Annotated in this window: 15 protein-coding genes; 4 read left to right on the forward strand and 11 right to left on the reverse strand. The window is 49.1% G+C overall.

The window, feature by feature from the left end:
* Nucleotides 1-192 precede the first annotated feature (192 nt).
* Nucleotides 193-2574, forward strand: a complete 2382-nt coding sequence (locus NSU18_RS18450; protein WP_341149743.1) for a GH36-type glycosyl hydrolase domain-containing protein — start codon at nucleotides 193-195, stop codon at nucleotides 2572-2574.
* A gap of 121 nt (nucleotides 2575-2695) precedes the next feature.
* Here the strand turns inward: NSU18_RS18450 and NSU18_RS18455 are convergent, their stop codons facing one another.
* From NSU18_RS18455 to NSU18_RS18465, 3 genes are all read right to left on the reverse strand, one after another.
* Entirely contained in the window at nucleotides 2696-5308 is a 2613-nt protein-coding gene (locus NSU18_RS18455) for a metallophosphoesterase (RefSeq protein ID WP_341149744.1), read from the reverse strand.
* Nucleotides 5309-5311: 3 nt separating this feature from the next.
* The gene (locus tag NSU18_RS18460; protein WP_341015248.1) at nucleotides 5312-6577 is read right to left on the reverse strand and encodes a class I SAM-dependent methyltransferase; all 1266 of its coding nucleotides are present in this window, start codon (nucleotides 6575-6577) and stop codon (nucleotides 5312-5314) included.
* 121 nt (nucleotides 6578-6698) lie between these two features.
* Complete coding sequence (locus NSU18_RS18465; protein ID WP_341149745.1) at nucleotides 6699-7505, reverse strand: nucleotidyltransferase domain-containing protein; 807 nt, start codon at nucleotides 7503-7505, stop codon at nucleotides 6699-6701.
* Between the two features lie 176 nt (nucleotides 7506-7681).
* Between NSU18_RS18465 and NSU18_RS18470 the strand changes: the two genes are divergently transcribed.
* Entirely contained in the window at nucleotides 7682-8995 is a 1314-nt protein-coding gene (locus tag NSU18_RS18470) for a helix-turn-helix transcriptional regulator (protein WP_341149746.1), read from the forward strand.
* A complete protein-coding gene (locus tag NSU18_RS18475) occupies nucleotides 8982-9782 on the forward strand; it encodes a WYL domain-containing protein (protein WP_341149747.1) in 801 nt (266 codons plus the stop codon). Before NSU18_RS18470 ends, NSU18_RS18475 begins: the two co-directional genes overlap by 14 nt.
* Nucleotides 9783-9820: 38 nt before the next feature.
* On the opposite strand, the gene NSU18_RS18480 is transcribed toward NSU18_RS18475, so the two are convergent.
* From NSU18_RS18480 to NSU18_RS18510, 7 genes are all read right to left on the reverse strand, one after another.
* Nucleotides 9821-12610, reverse strand: a complete 2790-nt coding sequence (locus tag NSU18_RS18480) for an AAA domain-containing protein (RefSeq protein ID WP_341149748.1) — start codon at nucleotides 12608-12610, stop codon at nucleotides 9821-9823.
* 133 nt (nucleotides 12611-12743) lie between these two features.
* Nucleotides 12744-13013 carry a DUF6809 family protein gene (locus tag NSU18_RS18485; protein ID WP_341015256.1) on the reverse strand — a complete coding sequence of 90 codons (270 nt, stop codon included), beginning with the start codon at nucleotides 13011-13013 and terminating at the stop codon, nucleotides 12744-12746.
* 362 nt (nucleotides 13014-13375) lie between these two features.
* The gene (locus NSU18_RS18490; protein ID WP_341149749.1) at nucleotides 13376-14146 is read right to left on the reverse strand and encodes a hypothetical protein; all 771 of its coding nucleotides are present in this window, start codon (nucleotides 14144-14146) and stop codon (nucleotides 13376-13378) included.
* On the reverse strand, nucleotides 14143-15249 hold the full coding sequence (locus NSU18_RS18495) for an AAA family ATPase (RefSeq protein WP_341015258.1): 1107 nt from the start codon (nucleotides 15247-15249) through the stop codon (nucleotides 14143-14145). Before NSU18_RS18495 ends, NSU18_RS18490 begins: the two co-directional genes overlap by 4 nt.
* Nucleotides 15250-15460: 211 nt before the next feature.
* Nucleotides 15461-16702 (reverse strand): AAA family ATPase, encoded by a 1242-nt coding sequence (locus NSU18_RS18500; protein ID WP_341149750.1) that lies wholly within the window; start codon nucleotides 16700-16702, stop codon nucleotides 15461-15463.
* Nucleotides 16703-16871: 169 nt separating this feature from the next.
* Nucleotides 16872-19037, reverse strand: coding sequence for a pectate lyase family protein (locus NSU18_RS18505; protein WP_341149751.1), 2166 nt, complete (start codon nucleotides 19035-19037; stop codon nucleotides 16872-16874).
* A 309-nt stretch (nucleotides 19038-19346) separates the two neighbouring features.
* Complete coding sequence (locus NSU18_RS18510; protein WP_341149752.1) at nucleotides 19347-19736, reverse strand: DUF948 domain-containing protein; 390 nt, start codon at nucleotides 19734-19736, stop codon at nucleotides 19347-19349.
* Between the two features lie 148 nt (nucleotides 19737-19884).
* Between NSU18_RS18510 and NSU18_RS18515 the strand changes: the two genes are divergently transcribed.
* On the forward strand, nucleotides 19885-20793 hold the full coding sequence (locus NSU18_RS18515; RefSeq protein ID WP_341015263.1) for an AraC family transcriptional regulator: 909 nt from the start codon (nucleotides 19885-19887) through the stop codon (nucleotides 20791-20793).
* Here NSU18_RS18515 and NSU18_RS18520 read toward each other — a convergent pair whose 3' ends face one another.
* Nucleotides 20794-21498: a TVP38/TMEM64 family protein gene (locus tag NSU18_RS18520; protein WP_341149753.1), complete on the reverse strand. Its 705-nt coding sequence runs from the start codon at nucleotides 21496-21498 to the stop codon at nucleotides 20794-20796.
* Between the last annotated feature and the right edge of the window lie 76 nt (nucleotides 21499-21574).

The following is a 21574-nucleotide window of genomic DNA, read 5'->3' on the forward strand; positions in this document are numbered from 1 at the left end:
CTTATCAACACCATACTCCCATTCAAATATAGGAAACTGCTATAAAAAGACTCTACTGTTTGTTTTTTTCTCAAATATAGGGTATATTGTCAGCCCCCAACTGTCTTATAATGGAATTGGGCGGGATTCTTCGGTCATTTATGAACGCGCGTTCATAACCCTGCCTGTCATCTATCATGAGGAGGAATGGTTATGCAATACGGTCATTTTGACGACAAGAACAAAGAGTACCTGATTACAAAGCCGAATACGCCTGCTCCCTGGGCCAACTATCTCGGCTCGCCGGAATACGGTGCGATTATCTCAGGCAATGCCGGAGGCTACAGCTTCGTGAAATCCGGGGCCAACGGACGGCATATCCGCTATCATTTCAACTCCAAGGACGAGCCTGGGCGCTACATTTATGTCAAAGATCTGGAGAACGGCGATTATTGGTCCGGCTCCTGGCAGCCGGTAGGCAAGGATCTGGAGCAATACAAGTCCGTCTGCCATCATGGAACCGGATACACGAACATCGTCTCAGATTATGACAACATCCATACCGAGTCCTTATACTACGTACCGCTGAACAAAACCTATGAAGTATGGCGCATGAAAATCCGCAATGACGGCATCACTCCGCGTAAGCTGGCTCTCTTCGGCTTCGCCGAGTTCACCAATGACAACAACTATGAGCAAGATACCGTAAACCTGCAATACACGCTGTTTATTTCCCGGACCTACTTCAAGCACGATAAAATTCTTCAAGTCATCAATGAAAATATCGCGGGAGAGCAGACCTGGAGATTCTTCGGCGCGGCCGGAGCAGAGGTGGCCGGTTATGACGGAGACCGCGATACATTCCTTGGAGATTACCGCAGCTACGGGAATCCGCTCTCCGTGGAGAACGGGCAATGCTCGAACTCACTGAACTACAATGCCAATGCCTGCGGCGCCCTGCAGATGAATGTGGAGCTGCAGCCGGGAGAAGAGAAGGAAATTGCCTTCCTGCTGGGACAATATGATGAAGAGGGGGCCTCCGGCATTCTTAGCCATTACCAGGACTTATCGGTTGTAGACCGGGAGCTTGAAGAACTGAAGACCTTCTGGCATAGCAAGCTTAACCGCTTCCAGGTGCAGACTCCAAGCAGCAACCTGAACCATATGATCAACACCTGGAACGCATATCAATGCTTCATCACCTTCATCTGGTCGCGCGCCGCCTCCTTCCAGTACTCCGGCCTGCGCAACGGGCTCGGCTACCGGGATACGGTGCAGGATATTCAGGGCATTATCCATCTCGATCATGAGATGGCTCTCGAACGCCTGCGGCTGATGATCTCTGCCCAGGTATCTAACGGCGGCGGGCTGCCGCTGGTGAAATTCGACCATAATCCGGGCCATGAGGGAACACCGGACGATCCTGAATATGTGCGGGAGACCGGACATCCCCACTACCGGGCCGACGATGCCTTGTGGCTGTTCCCGACAGTGATCAAATACTTAAATGAAAGCGGGAACTGGGACTTCACCGATGAGGTCATTCCTTACTCCGATAAGGGCGAAGCAACGGTGTACGAGCATCTGCGGCAAGCGCTGCAATTCAGCCTGGACCGGATGGGTGCGCATGGGATGCCGGTCGGCCTCCATGCCGACTGGAATGACTGTCTGCGGCTTGGCGCCAAGGGTGAATCGCTGTTTGTGGCCTTCCAGTTATACATGGGCTTCAAGGTATTCATGGGCATTGCGGAGAACAAGAACAAGCCGGAGGATGCTGCGTGGGCGCAAGGCCTGCTGGAGGAGCTGGACGGCAATATCCAGAAGTATGCCTGGGAGAACGATCAATTCGTCCGCGGCTTCACCGAGGACAACTATACCATCGGCTCCTGGGAGAACGATGAGGGCCGAATCTGGCTCAATCCGCAGAGCTGGTCGGTGCTCAGCGGCGCAGCCCGCCCGGAACAGGCCAAGCTTGCCATGGACAAGGTCTATGACAATCTGCGGACCGATTACGGCACGATGCTGTTCTACCCGCCATTCCGCAAATATGGCTTGCCGGTTGCACTGATGGCACTGTTCAATGCCTCTACGAAGGAGAACGGCGGCATCTTCAGCCAGCCGCAGGGCTGGCTCATCCTGGCGGAGACGGTGATCGGCAACGGTGAGCGCGCGTTCGAGTACTTCCTGAACTGCAGTCCGGCCACGATGAACGACCATGCGGAGGTCCGTAAGCTGGAGCCTTATGTCCATGGCCAATTCGTGGAGTCCAAGGATAGCCCTTATCAGGGCCGGGCCCATGTGCATTGGCTGACCGGCACGGCCTCCACTGTCATGGTCTCGCTGGCCGAGGGCATTATGGGCGTTCAGCCGCAGAAGGACGGCCTCCGTCTGGACCCGTGCGTCCCTTCGGACTGGACCGACTTCTCCATGGTGCGCGAATTCCGCGGGAAGAAGCTGAACATCCAGGTCGAGAACAAGAACGGCGTCCAGAAAGGCGTCTCCCGCATCGTCATCAACGGCGAAGAGATCGGGGGCAACCTGATTCCGGTGTCCCGGATGGCGGCAGAGAACGAAGTGCTGGTTGTGATGGGTTAACTTCAAGCCGGTCCAAGGAACGGCATAGCATATATACGAAGAAGGAGAGCAGCCCCGCGGGACGCTCTCCTTCTTTTGCATATGCTGCTTCAAAAGCCTTGACCGACTCCTCTAGTATCTGCTAGAGCCTCGGATCGATCTCCTTCTCCTTCGTCACCTCGAACAACAGGTTCGCGGCAATCTGCTTGTAGGTGCTGTTGTCCGCCGAAATATCCTCCAGCTTAATCTCCAGCATCTGCTTACCCAGCCGGTGCTCAGCCAGGGAAGTGCGCAGCTTAGGTGCGATATTCTTCTGCTTCATCAGCTTGGCATATTTGTGCGGGAACCGGTAATCGTAGCCGTAGATGATCGACAGGTACCCGGGATTGCGGACCTTCAGATAAGGGACTACTCCCGGCTGCTCCTGCTCCGGCTTGATCACGATCCCCTCCATCTGCCGTTCAACTGTTATGGTAGCGAAATATTCCTCGGCCCGGCTGTAAGCCTCCGGCTCCTGCAGGTCCAGCACCAGGATTTCGTCGTCATTCAGGAAGCGGTACTGCTCCGAGGTTACCCCCTCAGGCACCCGTTCCTCCCCGCTCTCCAGCACTTCCTTCAGAATGGCAAAAGGCTTATAATCCAGCTCCGCATCCCCCGCATACAGCTCCAGCTGCTGCTTATACACCTGGTACGCCTCGTCCCGCTGGTCAAGCTCCACATAGGCATCCCGTATGCTGCGCACATGCTTATAGGTCTGGTATACGTGCGCGCCGTAGCTCTTGTTGAGCGCTTCTTTGGTCAGATGATGCTGGTCTTGCTCGAACCCGCTGGCTTCATACGCCTGGATCAGTTCACCGAGCGATTCCTCGAACCCATGCTCTCTCAGGAACGCAAGCTCGTTCTCCAGCGCCCGCCCTATCGGCTGGAACTGGCGTTCTATCAGCCCTTCTCCCAGCGCCTTCCAGGGCAGAAGCTCCCCGTCCAGTACCAGCACACGGATACCCTGCTCCGCCATATACGTTCCGAACCGCTCCAGCAGCCCTTCATAGACCAGCGTCAGATCTACAGCCTTGACCTTATAGCCATTGCGGCTAACCGCATAACAATGCTCTATTTCACGAGACAGATACACCGTGCAGCGCGATCCCATATACTTGGGCTGAAGGACCACCTCAGATACACCGCGTCCGGCAAAATAATCCACACCCTTGCGCAGTGACTCCAGCTCGCCTGCTAGTTCATCCTTATCCGCAGGCGACATCGTCCCGGAGATGAAGTTAACCTTATTCTTCGAGGAATAATGCAGTCTGCGCATGGACTCCACATCCAGCTCCTCCACTGAGACCGAGCTCACTTCGCGGAAGAGAACCGGCAATTCTTCCGGCAATTGCTGCTGCTGGCGGGATTTATGGCTTTTGTAGAACGGCTTGAAGGTTATAAGGACAGAAGTCAGCCCGTTCCCATGCACCGCCCCCGTATCCAGATGTAATTTGTTCTTGATGCGGAACGTCTGCTTGGCGGCAATATGTCCGAACAGATGGAACGGATGATTCCCCTCCGCCTCCTCCTTCAGGAAGTCAAGCTGCTGCTCGTACGCAGACTCACGGTCCAGCCGGAAGTTGCGCTGATGGCGCAGCGAATTCGTATCCAGCTTCCCGATATACTTATTGCGGCAAGGGGCATGCGTCACATAGAAGGAAGGCCCCCGACTCCCGATATAGCGGTAAAAGGGCTTCGCTCGCTCCACCAGCACGGAGAACTGACGGAACAACTCTTCATTTTCCCGTAACACCTGAGTAGAGTCAAAATAGGTCCTAAGCAGCTCCGGCTCAGTCCCCTTGATCTCCCCGCGCAGGTACTTGTAGACGAAATTCTCATGGTTGCCCATGACGAACAGGAAATGCTCCTGATTGTTATACAGGAACTCTATGATCTCCCGGGTCTGCTTGCCCTTATCGATCCAGTCGCCCGCCAGGATGATTCGTGTATTCTTCAGCTTATCCGCAGCGCTTAGCTTCCCTTCCTCGATCTTGTAGCCGTAGCTGCGCAGCAGGCCTTGCAGCTCCTGAACACATTCGTGTACGTCCCCAATCACAATGTACTCCTGATCCTGCGGAAGCACCGCAGCAGCATACGCCTCCCAATCCTGAATGTGCACCCGATAATCCGGGTTCGGCCGCTTTTCCCCTAAATCTTCAGTACCTTCAACACCTTCCAAGAGAAAATCCTTCGCGCGCACCTTATGAATACTATGATAGCCCTCGCGGGACAACACAGGCAGCACCTCCCGGCGCAGCCGGTTCAGGTGATTTGAGATCAGCTTCTTCGAGCGCTCCGAGGCATAATAATCCTCCCGCTTACGGTAATCGAACAGAATGACCTCCAGATTATACTGGTTCTCCTGGGCAATCGCCCGCACCTTGCTGCGGTAATCCTCAGCGAGACCTATCGTATCCAGAATGACAAACTCCGCATTAATCGGCCAGGAGGTCACCCGCTTCAGCCGCTCGAACAACAGCGCGAACGTATGCGAGCTGGCCTCCAGCATGACCTGGTCGTATTTATCGTAATCATAGCCTAAGATCTCCTGACGGATGAGGTCTGAGGAGAGGTACTGCACATTGGTACGCAGACCTGTAGCGCTGTCCGCAAGCTTAAGCTGGGGGATCAGCACTTCCTTGGCAAAAGTAGACTTCCCGCACTCCGTCGCTCCCACCAGCATGAATATCGTGTGTACCTTCGTCTGAATGTCCATGGTCTAACCCTCCTGTCTGCGCACAATCGCGCTCTGCGAAGTACGAATGTCGCCTACCCGGTCACCCACGAGCGAGAACTCGGCTTCCACGCCCAGCCCTTGCAGGGTGGCCGTCAGCCACTCCTGGAATGCCGCCTGGCCTTTTTCCCACTTGTGATCCTCATGCCGGAAGCCTTCCAGCTCATAATAAGGATTGAAATCCGCATTCGGCGTAGTCACAATCAGCTGTCCGAAATCCACATGGCGGATGATCTGCCGGATCAGCGCAGCCGCTTCTGTCTCGCTCATATGCTCCACCACCTCGGTCAGAATGACATCCACCTGCTCTCCGTTGTAGAGCTCCAGGAAATGCTCCAGCGAGCGGAAGGTGACGATGTTATCCAGCTCCTTGGCCTTTGCCTTGCGGTTCACGACCTCCAGCAGCTCCTCGTTGATATCCACCGCATAATAAGCGCCCTCGATCTTCCCGGCATACGGAATGGCGTAGAAGCCTTCGCCGCAGCCGATATCCAGAATAGGCTTATCAAACGGAAGCACACCCGAGATGAACGTCCGCCGCTGCATCGCCGTACTGCCATATTCCAGACCGATCGGGTACAGATCCGTCTGCTCGACCGCCGCCTTGTACCGCTTGAACTGCTCCCGGGTCTTCAGAAGATTCCGGGCGAACAGGCTGCGGATATAGAATGGGGCATCCATTACGTTCAGGCTGGGGATATATTTCTCCAGAATCCGGTCCGAGATATCGATATACTCATCCCCGAAGATCGATAAGAACAACGACAGCACACTGACCACATGCAGGAGGTGGTATAGGCTTTTATGCGTAGTAATGGTTAGAGAATAGCTCTTATGCGCCTGATGCTCCAGCTTGAACGTGTAGTCCTTCAGGTGCTGCTCGAAGAACCGGATGTAATGCAGGCGCTCGACATGAATCATCTGGATGGTAAAAGAGTGCTCAAACCCTTCCGCATCCCGCTCAGCCTGTGCCTTGAAAGGGGTTGAGAAGAACTCATTCACCGCATTCAGCGGGAACAGCGGGGTGTTATAGCGGGAGACATTCAGGTACTCGAAGCTCTCGCCGTCATTCTTTTTATAGGAGACCTCATTGTCAGCGTCCTTGAAATACACATTATAAGTAGTCTCATCCGAGTACCAGCCGTAGGCGATACCCTGGCGGACCGGGCGCAGCTGCATGCCGCTCTGCGGATTCTTGCGGATGATGAAGCTCAGCTGCGGGTTCGTTGATCTCAGTTGTACAATAGCCATGATTGCATTCCTCCTAGCTTTTTATGTTCTGGGATTAACCGTGACTCCAGAGAAGTTTTGGACTTCCGGCCGCTAACGCTCCCCCAGTTCCAAAATTACCCTCCGCCACTTTTCCCTTAACTTAGATTTCCAAGTTCAATTTTAGCCCCCACACTTCCTGCAACGCATCCCGGAACAGGGCATCAAGCTGCCGGTCCCGATTGTCAGTCCTAGCACTCATGTATGCCGCTGCTGTCTTCTCCAGCGCTTGCAGCTGCTCCTCAAGATACTCGTTAATCGCACTCAGCTGCGGCTCCAGGTCCAGCTCTTCTCCCGACTTCTTCCGGGCCAGCAAATGCTGCACAACCTGCCACAGCTCACTATCCCTTGGAATCAGCCGGTCCACCAGCACCTCGAATGCCATCGGCGGCATCTCCCCGTTGCGGTGAATCCATTCACAGGCCAGCACCGGGCGCAGCACGTAGAAATACTTTTTGATCTTGACCTGCTCCCCTTGCAGATAATCCCGGTAGTTGCCTTTGGCCATGTTCAAGTAATGGTACATACAGGATTTCGGCGAAAAAGTGTACGGTGAGATCCCCCTAAGCTGCTCCGCCACACTGAACTTCTCAGCATACTGAATGGGGGATTGCAGCCACTCCAGCAGTGGCGGGTTGGATTTATGGAACAGCTTCAGCGCTTTGCGCAGATCCCAGCCGCTTAAATCTAACATATTGTTAATCGGACGCTCTATGACATCCCGTGCATCCCAGACTGATAAGTACCACTCCGGCTTATGCAGGTAGATGAACCGCACATCGTAATCGCTGTCCTGCGAGGGAAAGCCCCACGCCCGGCTGCCGGACTCACAGGCATAGAGGATCGTCACTTGCTCCTCTTGTTCAATCTGCTTCAATTGCTCATGGATGAGCGTATTTATAGAGTTCATGGTGTCCCTCCGTTCCAAGTCGGCTTTGCCGGCTCTATTTTCCCTCATTTTGCCAAGGGTGAACAGGGTGTAAGTATGGCGGCGGACAAAAATCTTCCATTTCAAGCAACTCTGGTGCTTAATAGAGGTATTAACTATTACAACTCATGAATGCGTTACAGGCTGGAGGTATACATATGGCCAAGGAAAGCTTCGATAAAGAAATACAGTTTCTCCGTATGCTGTCACTGGCCGGGGGAGCCTACAGCAGGCAGCAATTCGCCGAGCGGCTTGGCATTTCCGTTCATACCTATGACAAGACGCTGCGCAATCTCAAAGAGATGGTGACCGTCCTGCAGCAGGATCTGACCGCAGAACAAGGCACCGAGCTATCCGATTGGCTCCGCTATAATTACTATGAATCTGCCGATCCGCTGCTCCTGTTCCTGTTCCGGGCGAAATCGCTGAAGGAGACAGAGAGCATCCGGCTAACCCTGCTGTTAACTGCACTTCAGAGCGAAGAGCTGACGGCCAAGGAGCTGCATGACGGCTGCTGTGACCAGATGCCTGCCGACTCGCCGCTGCCGGACGAGAAGACGATCCGGGGGGACCTGAAATACCTGGAGGAGGTCGGCGTGATTGTAAGGGTAAATGACAAGCGTCCCTACCGGTATAAGGCCGCCAATGATCTGCTGGACCAGCTGACGGATGACGAACTGCTCGATCTGTTCGATTATGTAGATGTCATAGCCAATACGCAGATTCCGTCTGTTCAGGGTTACCTGCTGCGTGACAACCTGAAGAAGGCTCTACGGATACGGGGTATGAATCCCGAGACGACAGAGACCCATCGGTACAAATACCATTACCATTCACGGATTCTGGATGAGGCGCATCTCTATACGATCTTCGGGGCAGTTCAGCAGCGCCGCAGGATCAAATTCCTCTATCTGTCACCCAAAAAAGGGATGAACTACACCTCCCAGAACACCAACCCCCTCTTCGCGCGGGAATCGGCGGGTGTCAGCGACAGCCTGCTTCCGCTGCGTGTCGTCTACGATCATCAGTATGGACGCTGGTATCTGATCGGCTATCACAGCCGGACGGGGATCAAGAAGCTGCGGATGGACGGCCTGACCCAGGTTGAAGAGGGCGAGCCTGTAGAAGAAGAGGAATTCACGCAGAGACTTCAGCAATTGAAGGCTCAGCTGGAGTATAGCTGGGTGACGGATACCAACCGTACAGTTAAGGTGGCCGTCCGGTTCTATAACCCTAGCCGGTCCGGCGCCAACTTCATCCGCGAGCGGGTCGAGGCGCAGGGGCAGTGGGGCGTGATTACAGAGGAATCCGATACGACCTTCCTGTACGAGATTACGGTGAATGAGATTTTTGAGATTAAGCCTTGGCTGCGGAGCTTCGGCTCCAGCTGCGAGATTCTGGAGCCCCGCTGGCTGCGCAAGCAGTTCATGGAGGAATGGAAGGAGATTAAGAGCTACTATGAATCCCTTTGAGAAAATATTCAACTTCCAGATCATCTCCCGCCTGGAGGAAGCAGGCTCCCTGGCACTGACCTCGCAGGAGCGATCCTGGCTGAAGACGATGCTGGGGCATCCGGCGGCGGCTGAAGCTTTTTCAATGGAAACCTTACGTAAACTGAATTCCCTGCTGGAGCCTGAAGCATCTATTGAAGTAGGAGAGATTATCATCGAGAAGGCCCGCAGCAAGGAGCGCCAGGTCTATCATCCGCTGCTCCGCCCCCTGCGCCGCATCATCATGGAGAATCAGGGAATTCAGATCACGTATGCGATCAAGCATGGCGGCGAACGGACCGATCTGTCCGGCTTCCCCCACAAGCTGGAGTACAATATGTATAAGCGGGAATGGTATCTGCAGTGGTACAGCACCCGGCAGCGCTCACTCATGTCCACCAAGCTGCGGAACATCTTGTCTGCCGAACCTGCTCCCATCCCCGCCCACCGGATAGATGGCCTCAAGGCCCGGATCGCCCGTCTCCTGGACGGTCTGAGAGAATCGGCCTGCATTCAGGTCATTCCTGTCTACAATGCCGAGCTGTCGCGGATCTTGTCCACCTTCTCCTGCTTCGATAAGTCAGTAGCCTTTGATGAAGCTACGGGGATCTACCACATCACCGTCCACTACATGAGGGACGATAGCGAGTTCCTGCTCTCCCGCATCCGCTTCCTGGGCCTGCGCGTGAAGATCACCCAGGGCGAGCAACTGAAGCAGCGCATGCTGAAGTCGGCGGAGATGGCGGTGGGGCGGTATGGGGAGGGATAAAGGCAGTGGGAAATTGAAGAACCCGGTGAGCCATACTTTCAGCTTGCTTGAATAATATCATCCAACAGCTTCCGGATCTTCTGCTCCTCCAAGCTTTCATTGGTTGCAAATCTTTTCAGCTTCAATCCATAGGTTTTGAAAATATTATTTTTCATTTTGTCCTTTTCTAATTGTTCAGGCTTATTTTCATGAAATTCAAATCCGTCTACTTCAATGGCTAGTGCCGCTGTCATGTCCAGTTTATGATAAATGACAAAATCAACAGAAGCGCAGTTTTTGATATATTGCCGCTCCTGATCTGTCAATTTATCTACACTTCTAAGCAAATTCTTAAGAGGAATCTGATTTCCAAGTGTAAATCCGCTATAAGCCGGTTCTTGCAACAATTCCGTAAGCAATGCCTCCATTAAATTTTCTGATTGGAACCGGGATTTATTGAAATACTTCGCTCGTTCTCTGAATGCATGAAGCTTAATGGAGTATTCCTTATACATTAGATCAAATATAGAAACAAGTTCGCTCTCCACCACATTCTCATCTAATGTGCTATATTCCATATAACGTGTGAGGTCGCCAATTTCGTTACCATATTTCCGAAACAGGGCATGATCGGTTACCAGAATGAACTTATTTTGCGCACGGGAGACAGCTACATTAATCATGCAAGGATTATTCACAAATTTCATACCAGTTTTGCCGGAACGCGTCTGATCCAGCACGGTTGACATAATCATAATAGGTTTTTCACGGCCTTGATATTTATGTATGGTGTCGCTCTCTATATCATCAGTGAACTGCCCGGCTGCCTTCTCTACCTGTTTCCGGTATGGTGTGACGAAACCAATATCTGTGTGCCCGACTGCCACTTCCTCCAAACCCACAAGAATCTCTTTTTCAATGACGTCCAGTTCCCGCTGGTTGAACTTCCCCTTACCTTCCCCCCTAGTAACTTCCCGCAAGTGATTGCCTGGGGAAGTCTTGTAAATTAGCAGTGGCAGATCCGCCTCTTCTTGAGCCGTATAAGTGATGAGATCACCGTTATAATACTTCTGATTGCAGAACTGAATGATCTGGGGATGACAGCGGTAGTGCTCTTTAAGCATCACTTTAGGAATATTGTCACCGTATAAAGCAAGCATAGATGACAATAGATTATGTTCAAAATAATTAAAAGCTTCGTCAATGCCAGCGGAATCTGCATTTCCAACCAGTTGCTGGATCTCCATAGTCACAATTTGTGGCAATTGTTTCGTATCACCAACTATGATTGCTCGCTTACAACAGGATAGAGCAAGTGCACCTGTGATCAAGTCCACTTGGGATGCTTCGTCAATGATGACATAGTCAAATAAATCATTCTCTGGAATACAGTTACGTAAAGAATGGGTTGTGCTCAATACAATTGGATAATAGTTGATAAATGTTTTAAAATTCTTACTCTGCCGATAATCTTTCACACTACATTTAACACTTGGAAGATTAAAATATCTCTTATGCAGTTTATGACGAAAAAGCTCTTCAGAGCACTGCTGATGTTCATCCAACAAGGGTAAATAGAACGCGGACTCAAGCTCTTGTTCAATCTGTTCAATACGGCTAGACAGTTCTTCAATACGCAGGGCATAGAACTTCCGTTGAACATTCAGAATTACATCTGCACCCTGTTCTCTCAAGTATTTAAAGTCAGTGAACCCATGCTTAAAAAACAGCTTGAACTTGTACAGTAAGCCAGTATCTTTATCTTTTCTCACCGCAAGATGGCTATCCTTCATGAATTCAAGCATCCGCTCCGGGGTCTCTCGGTAGAATGACAGCCTCTTGAGAGATTCAATCTCCTGATCAGCATAATAATTCTCAAAATGCTTTTGCTCCAGTACATACGCAGATAACTGTTGCTTCAACCTTGCCTTCTCTACATCCAGCTTCATTAAATTAGTGATACGGCCATCCAGCTCTTGTACTTTAGAGAGAAGCTCTATTTCCGGCATCTCACTGTCCCAGCCCGCAACCTCCGCAATAGGCAGGTTAGCAAAGAAACGTTTTTTGTTCTTTGTATTCCCCAGCGATGCTGTCAAAAATGAATATCCCTCCGCCTCCAGCTTATCGCGTACATTCTGAACTGCTGCATTATTCCCCGAGACCACAGCCACTTTCTTCTGCTGCATGACCGCCAAATTAGCTAATATATTGAGAATCGTCTGAGTTTTACCTGTACCCGGAGGCCCTTCAATGATACTAATTTTACTGCGCAGGGCTTGGTCTAATGCTGTTTTTTGACTTAGGTTGTAACGAAAAGGAAAGATCGGCTGTATTTCAGAAGAAGCATCTATACTCACCGGAGAGCCATTAACATAATGACTCAAAACACTCTCTGGGCGCACAAAGCTGAGTTTGGCAAACTGCTTTTTCAGAAAGTCCTTCGTTTCCGACTGCTCTTCTGAGCTTCTGAGATGAAGTGAGATGGAAGTCCAATACTCCATGACTTGTAGTGCATCAGAGGTCCTAATGCCGCTGTTCTCAATCGTGACGTTCTGAGATTCATACACCCGTTTGGTTCCATTATTAAAAAAGACACAGATTCTAGGCCCAAAATCCAGCACTTTCATCACATTATTCAGAGGATGCTCCTGATTAAATATCACCTGCTCTTTAGTAATTGCGATAGCAGCAGGATTGCTGAGGATTATTACATCACTTGCAAGAAAGTTATAGGAAGTTGGATAATTGCGGAACGTAACTTGAATATTGGTACCGCATTGTGTAAATGAAGCGATATCTGCAGTGCGGTCCTTTTTTCTGACTAGTATTAAAAACTTATTTTCGTCCATGGCACTTCCTCATAATGGAGTATTTGAGTTTGATATGTATGAAATTCTTTAGATTGTAACGATATTCCTTCACTGGAATTAAAAAAATTGGACAAAACAAAAAAAGACACCTTCCACGGTGTCCAAAGAAAAACTACCCCTCGACTAAAACCTCGATCATCATCGTCGTCCCGGTCTTGAATCCAGATACAAATGCAGCCGCCATATCCATCCCCTGCACCTGTGAATACAGATCCAATAATGCCTCCAGCTCCGTGAACTCATCCGGTGACAGCCTCAGTCTCCAAGCTTCAAGAGATTCGGTAATCTGCCTGTTGAGCGGGCGGTAATCAGGGTCTTTGGAGACAATATCCTCATTCGGGAATAAACTGCCATGATATAGCGATTCTAGAATGTTGGGCATTGGGGCCTCCTTCATAAGCTACATTTAACTTTAGGATTTAAGTCAGCGTAGCATATTTACAGAGTGTATATGGTACGTATAAACGTAAAGCATAAAATTTCTTGAAGTAAGTTATGCAGAATCTCTTGGGTCCGTAATGCAGCATTAAGCGATCTAAGAGTGACGCATTAGCTTCAGTCATATCGTTAGAATCGTTGACACCTTTAAACATTGAGGAGATTATCGATTTGACTGATTTCTCGTTTGATTGTTATGGTGAAAAATATCACAAACGAGTCTGCTATCATAAAAAAATGAAGACAGTTAGAAAAGGTTAATTTCTTAGCCGCCTCTTTAATCATCATAATGATATATCTGGAGTTTTAGTGTGAAAAATGGCTGAAATGTTTAAATCCGATTTGAATTGTTTCGAATTCTTCCCACGGAACTGATCTTAATAAATTCCGTCTATTCGAAAATGCCTCCGCCGGGGTCATCACAACAAAAACTGAGTCAAATTTAGCCTTAGTTTTATCTCGACGACGTGTTAGATATTTTCCACAACAGTCAATATTATCAATAAAATCAATACATTGCTCGATGACACGTTTGTCCACCATTTCAGGATCCGATTGCTCTGAAGCCTGACTAAGCGCATTTAGAAGGAAAGATTCAATTGCTCCAGTATCCTCAAAAGGTATTATAAGCGGGAGACAGTTCAAGCTTTGCTGGCTTTGAAGAGCATTAGTGTATGAAGATCTATTCCAATTATTGTGAACAAATTCACCATCAAACTGAACATGATAACGATTGAATTCAGATAATAGGCTTGTAAGAAATACGGCTTCAGTTTCTACTTCATCACGATCACAAACAACTGCAATGCTGTCGTAAGGAAAGAGAGGGCCTAAAGAGTTATAGTCTAGGCATTTGTTTAATATTGCTGGAATTTTACTACAGCCCCCAGCAGAAATTAGGCAAAGAGAGTTTCCCGATGAATGACTAAACCATTTCTGGTTATTGGGTTCAGTTATCCTGTTCATTTTATCTGTATAATGTTTGATGTTGACATACTCCCAATTATAAGTTTTCTCAAGGAAGTATTGAAGAAGTACCAAGTCTGTATTGCCTTCACAAATGATTACGCTCTTCATAATCTCAACTCCATATCGTAATCATCACGAACTTGCCGAGCTTTATTTGAATCAAGGACACGTGCAACAGACTGTTCGTCCTTTTTAACCAATGTTATTATATGGGTTTGTATTTGTTCTTGAAAGTTCTCATCGCTATTGAGAATTTCATCAACTGCTTCAAGGCTGTGTGTTGTAATAAACAATTGCACATCAAATTTAATACAAGCTTCTACTAACCAATTAAACACTTCTCTCATTGCTTTTTTGTGAATAGATGTCTCAATCTCATCAATTAATAGAACACCGTTCTTTGCAGAGACAACTCCTTGTGCTAGAGAGACCATTCTTTTCATTCCATCACCAAAAGTAGAAAGAGGCAACATCCCTAAGCTACGGTGTTCTAGCGCTTGAATAAATCGTTGATCCTCTTCCTGAATGATACCGATATCTATTATATTATTGTCAAAAATATTTAAAGCCCGAACAACATCACGCTTAATTGAGGAGCTTTTGAAAAGAGAGCGAGATGTGTTATTAACAATGTGTTCAATTGTAGAAATAAATCTTGAAGGAAGGGAATACTCTGTTCTATTAACACGGATATTTTTAATGTATTTATGCATTAAAATTGGTTCAGTTTTCGTTTCTCCTCCATGCGAATATTTAAGTTCCCCCTCAAAACCTTCAACTTCTTCAATATCTATAGGTTCGAACGTTAGTCTTTTTTGGGCTAATGGAGATAAGAATTGTCTCAGTTCTTTTGGATCTACTAGTTGTTTAACTTTATTACCAATCACTTCTATAGCAATTTGATGCTCATTTACTTCCCCATCCAACTTAATATTTAAGTTTTCGTTTCTTCTATCGAACATATAGAGAAATGAATCATATAAACCTAGGCTTCCTTTACTCATAAAGTTATATCGCTCTCGCAAACGAGATACTGAAGCGAAGTTTGAAAAATCAGATGGCCCGACTAAAAGCATAATAGCTTCGAGAAGGCTAGTTTTCCCACTATTGTTATCACCAATAAGCACATTGATATCTCCGAATTTTTGAATAGATAAGTTACGTATACCACGAAAAGATTGAATATTAATGCTCTCAACATGCTTCGCCATAGGTACACCCCTTTCTTTATTAGTATGGTCCAACATTTTAAATATAACACTGGAACATAGGAATTTTATAACTAGAATCTAGATATCCGTACACTCATATTATGTATAAACTATATAAAATTTCTTTTAACGCATAGCACTTAGAAGGTGTTTGGTTAACTTAATTCCTTGTTAAAAGTATAACAGAAATACTTGCGATATTAACAAAGTCTTAATCTAAAGCCGGATTCTTTACCGCCTTCACTAATTCGTCCCTGACTGTCAGATCGCCCAGATTGCCTTTCGACAATAGAACCGGTAAGGATTCCATGTCCGGCAAGGAATAGAATTTACTTGAGCCGTCCTCAGGATCCCTGTAACACAAAACAACCCCAAACAATTCTTCTTTGGATAGAGCGTTCAGCAAGGTTGGATTATGTGTTGTAATAATAACATCTATCTGTCTCTCTTTGGTTAGTCTGGATATCGTTTGGATCAGGCTCTTAATTCGGCTGGGATGGATTCCATTATCCACCTCTTCTATCACAATCATAGTATCAGGGTCTTCAGTAATCAGCGAGGATAGAATGGCCACATATCTGAGAGTACCGTCCGAGAGACGCTTGGCCTCCACGAATTCCGAGCGTTCACCATACTTCTCCTTCAGGCAGAACATCACATCACCAATGGAAGTCTCTATGAACCCAATATCCAAAATTTCATTCTCCGGCAGATCCTTTAGGGCGTTCAGCAGCTCTTGCTTAACCTCTTCATTCTTGCACAATTCATATATAACAGAAGAAATATTATCGGCCGTAGGTCTTAGCTCATGGTCGCTCATCCTTGAATAATCTCTCATTCGAACCGGCAAAGGATCTAAGAAGAGTATCTTCCCCAGGCGTTCCAGAACCAGATTTATATAAGACACGTTCTTCTTATTATTCTCTGTAGTCGTAGGCATCTTCGAAGATAGTTGTGATAGAACAGAGACAGAACGAATACAGGTCACTTCGGGATTTCTCCCCTTGCGCCCATTATTATATTCAACGTTCATATCGCTATAATCGTCAGGTGTGTCTTTGGTCTGAAAAATGGTCATCGGCTTTGCGCCGCTAGAGGATAGCTTCAACAAATGCTCAGTAAGCACAAAAACACGATTGCTCACTTTGATGGTTATGGAATACTCCAAGTCATAATCCGCATCAATATCCACCAGACATCCTAGAGTAAATGTATCTGTACCAATTCTGGGACAGCCTACACTACCACCTCTGATCTCACTGTCCACATTCTTAGAGCCATCCAGAATAATAGATAGGTCTCTTCCTGAAGCGATTTCAGAGAGTATCTTCATCCCTTCAATCGCATTGGTTTTACCGCCTGCATTAGTGCCAATAACCGATGTTAATTTCTCAATTTCTAGAATAGATGAATCAAAGCTTTTAAAGCTCTGGAACGAAAAATTCTTCAGCATCTCAAGCGCTCCCCTCACATGGAGTATTACCCTTATACCCTTCATTATAGCAAATTATGATCATAGTAATACTCACTCGTGAGAGGCACAATAGTGCCTCTTCAACCGAAAGAAAGAGACGGCCCATTCAGGCCGCCCAGGTTACTGCCAGCGGAGAAGGATTTCTCCCCTACTCCACCACCAAATAATACAAATTAGCCGTACTATCCTTTGTAATCGTATGCGCACCCGCCGCAAGGGAGACGGTGGCCACACCGTTCGTTATGGGATAGCTTGTCCCATCCACCTTAATCTTGGTTCCCTCGGAGCCAAACACCAGCGTCAGTGTGGACGCCTTGGCTGAGGTGAATTGGATGCTGGTGGCGCTCTCGATCTTCAGGCATTGTGTTAAGGTCAGGCCGTTATAGACTACCGTTCCTTTGCTGGTGGAGAGGTTGCCTTGAATGGTGAAGAAGCTGCTCGAAGTTCCTGACGCTGTAAAATTGTGAACCGCAGCTCCCGGGGCAGGAGTAGTTGTTGGCACTGGAGTTACAGTCGGCACCGGTGTTGCCGTCGGTACCGGCGTCGCTGTTGGCACTGGTGTTGCCGTTGGCACCGGTGTTACCGTTGGCACAGGCGTCGCCGCTGGAGTCGGCGTTGGGCCTCCCGGGTTAGCATTGCCTCCCACAAACACCAGCCCTGAGGTGTAACTGCGGATGGCAGACATTAACGGCGCGTTGAGGGCATAGGAGGTGTCGTCCACGGCATTATTGAAGGTCCAGCTGAAGTCGCCGCCCCCTTGGCGTCCTGCTCCCGCTGTAACTTTCTGCCCTACTACGCTTACGTTATCAACAGCTGCTGCGCTGACACCTGTATCGACCAGCGTATCAAAGTTGTTATAAGCTGTTCCGCCAACAAGTGCTTTGTATGAGCCGGGAACGGCTTCACTTCTCGATGAGGCCAGGTAAGCATCGTTAGAGGCTGCATTTGCCGGAGCTGTTCCGGTATTGGAGTTGGCATAAATGAGACTGGACGCCCCCGTAATACTGTTATTGAAGGCCTTAATCATCCCGCCAGTCTCCCCGGAGAATGTGCCTTCGCCCAGTGCATCCGTCCCCTGGAGGGAGCTAAGCATCGGGTATTTGGCATTGCGGAACACATTACTTTCCACGAAGGCCGAAGCGCCGGTCGTCACGCCCACACCGTATTTTGATACACCGTCATAGAAGTTATTATACACATGGACCGAGGCCACTCTGATCCGCGGGTGACGCGAGTCGGAATGATCGAACCAGTTGTGGTGGAAGGTGACGAAGAACTCTGCCGATTCGCTAAGTCCGACCAGAGCTGCTTTGCCGGAATCGAAGTAGTGGTTGTACGAAATGGTGATATACGTGGAGCCTTTCTTGAGGTCTGTGGAACCGTCGCCTTTGACCTGGTCCGCATCACTGCCCGCTGATCCGTAGAAAATATCATTATTATGCACCCACACATTCGCGTTGCCTGTATCCATGGAAATGCCGTCATCCGGGAACAGCATTACGCCCAGATTCCGAACCTCCACATTCCCTGTATATCTAAGCAGCAGCCCCCAGCCATAGGCATAGGCGTCCTTGCCGATCCCTTCGATTGTCAGGTTCATTTGGGTATAGTTACTTTTCCCCTTTACCTCCAAGTAACCACTGCTGTTAAGCTGTCCGCTGAGATCCGCTGCGTTCACTTTCCCGATAAAGCGGATGGCCAGCGGCGTTGTGTCATAGCCTTTTTGCCGAAGAGTAAGAATGCCGCCAAGACCTACTCCCGTCTGCACGGTACCCGAGCTGCTGACCACTACGGGAAGCGTTACGGTTTTGGCATTCTGCGAGGTGATATACAGCACCTGTGCGCCGCTCTTGAGCGTTCCGTTGTTGTTATAAGCACCTGAGCCTGTACCAAACGGAGAGTTGGAGGAGAAAGCAAATCCGGACCGGTCATACGGCGTTACATTCAGTGTACCCGTAACTGTATTAACCGTTCCTCCGCCTGACAATACCGCTTCAATCTTCATGACATAGCTTCCCGCTGCAAGGCCTACGGCGTCCGCTCTCCAGTAGGAAGCATATTTGCGGATTAATTCATTGTGAAGCTGCTGATACTGCGAGTCTGCTGCACCTGAAGCCTTGACATACACATTATAACCAGACGCATTGCTGACAGGCGACCACTCCGCATACGCCGCTTCATTCCCGCCACCGCTGCCTGTCAGCGTAACCCCCGCAGCGTACACTGCCCCGGTTCCCCATCCGCCGTATATCAGAGTGAGTATAAGAGAAAACAACAAAGCCATACTGGTTACCTTCGCAACTAACCTTTTCATTCATTTGCCTCCCCGGATTTATTTGTTGCAGAATTACATGTAACCGCTTGCAATTTTTGATGTTGCTTCTCTTTTCACCCCCTCTTTACCTGCTGATCTGTATCCTTGAAGGACATAAGAATCTGAGCCTCACGGATACCCCGAGCATAGCAGAAGCCGAATTAGTGCTGAAACAATCATTTGCTCATATCGCCTGCGATTATGCGCTATTATGAGAAAATGATTATTTTGCAGCGAAATGATACCTGCATGCAAAAAGACACCCGCCCAGGGTGCCTTGAATTGTCGCTACTATTGGTGATACAACGGCTACTGAAACTTCGTATTGACGCGGATCTGGCCGCTTTTGCTTTTGACCGCTGGCTTCTCAGGCTCTTGGCTCAGGTTCTGGCCGATATCGGTAGCGTTCTTCTTGAAGGTCTCGGTCACAGTCTGAATGACTTCCCCTACATTGTGCGCCGATTCAAAGATCGGATCGATGGTCTTGATCTTCCCCTTCACATCCCGGGTGACCTGATTCGCTGTGTGAATGAGCTGAGTCGCCTCTCCCGTCAATCCATGGATGGCATTCCTCACCTCGCCCAGCGTCTTGTTGGTCTCCCCAAGCGTGGTCATTCCCTTGCGCAGCGTAAGAATCAAGAACACGGCCAGACAGATAAACGCGACCGCCGCAAAAGCAACACTAAGCTGAATTAACATATGCAACGCCTCCTGTAGTTCCACTCTATGTCCAAATTACAGACATCATTCCTACTCGTTGCTTATAATGGAGCTACAGAGCAGACCGACCAAAAAAGCAATGCGAGACAGGTACGATTCTCCCGCCGGGATTAAAATGAGAGGTGTTATGAGAGCCAATACAGTAACCGACTGGCACCGTAAAGTAGAGACTGCAATTCTTAGGATGATGAACACACTGGATGAGCCCTTGCATTTCAGGCAAATGTCTAGGGAGGTCTATTCTTCGCCGTATCATTTCCACCGTAAGTTCCGGGAGCTGACCGGCGAGAATGTGCATGAATGCTTGAGAAGACTGCGTATGGAGAAGGCCATGCATGCCCTGCGGAACTCGAAGACAGCCGTAACAGAGGTCGCCTTCGATGCCGGTTACGAGACAGCAGAGGCTTTCACCAAAGCATTTAAGCACACTTATGGCCTGACACCGACCCTGGCCCGGAAGCTCCCCAGCTGGGAGGGCTGCCTCTTCTCATCCGTAGGCCTGCATTACAGCGAGCGGCTTCAGCCGAATTGGTTCTACCTTAATCCTGAAGGAGTGCATTCAATGGAGACGAAGATTATTGCTTTTGCTGCAAAACGAATCGTTGGCGTTCTTAATAAAGGGGATTACTGGGGCCTGCCGCATGCCTGGGAGAGCTTCCACAGCATCCTGGGAGAACATCAGCTATACCCTCATGCCAAGGAGTGGATGTCGGTCTTTCCCGACCATGACCCGCAGATTCCGGTGAAGGATAAAAGATCCTACGCCGCCGTACATGTAGCGGATGACTTCACGGGCACATACGGCCTGCAGGAGTACATCATTCCCGAAGGGCTGTATGCGGTGACGGTTCACTTCGGCTCATCGGAAGAGATCGGCCCCACCTGGGACCGCTGGATGGAGGAATGGCTGCCCGCCAGCGGCTGGAGAGCCGACCCTTCAAGACCGAATTATGAATGGTACCAGAACCAATGCATGCCTCCTGAGCTGACGCTGACCTTCTTGTGCACACCTGTGGTCAAAATCGAAGGGCGCTGATTACGACTCGCTTTTGCCGCCTTTGAAGGAAGATAATTTGTCGATTAGCTTGTCCTTATAGATTAGTCCCAGGATAAAGGCTAGGACTGAGATAACGGAAATGACGATGGTGGGGCCATAATTCTTATCGTAAATATTAGCCCCGACGCTCACGGAGGCCAGCAGCCACGGGAATCTGGCAATGAGCAGGATCATAAAGAATCTTAGGGGCTTCATCGTCGTCAATCCCGCGGCATAGATGAACATATCCTTGGGGAATCCGGGAATAATGAAAACAATGAACAGGAAGATTGAGAATTTCTTATTATCCATCATCCCCCGCATCCACTTGAACTTGTCCTTCTGCAGCAGCCGCTCAATGAAAGACCCGCCCAGAAATCTGGTGAAATAGAAGGCAATCATCGCCCCCAGCATCATCCCCCCAGTCACGTAGACTGCCCCTAACGTTGTCCCATAGATGTATCCCCCGGCAATTTGAACGACCTCTCCCGGTATGGGTGCGATCACCGTCTGGAGAATCTGGAAGAGAACCAGCATAACCGGACCTAGCTTTCCTGTAGAAAGGATATAATCCCGGAAGGCATCCAGCGACATCGTCAGTCGCAGAAGCTCCGGCAGGTATCTGATGAATACAATCGTGGTCACAAGGCCTGCGCAAGCGAGGAGAACCTTGCTGACCCGCTTTTTGTGTAATAACCAATCCATTCGAATCCCTCTCTTCACTGGCTTAACATACCTCCAGCTTAGGTGGATATTCTTAAGATCCGGGCATGGAATTCCT

This window comes from Paenibacillus sp. FSL H8-0048, assembly GCF_038002825.1.
GTDB lineage: Bacteria > Bacillota > Bacilli > Paenibacillales > Paenibacillaceae > Paenibacillus_AQ.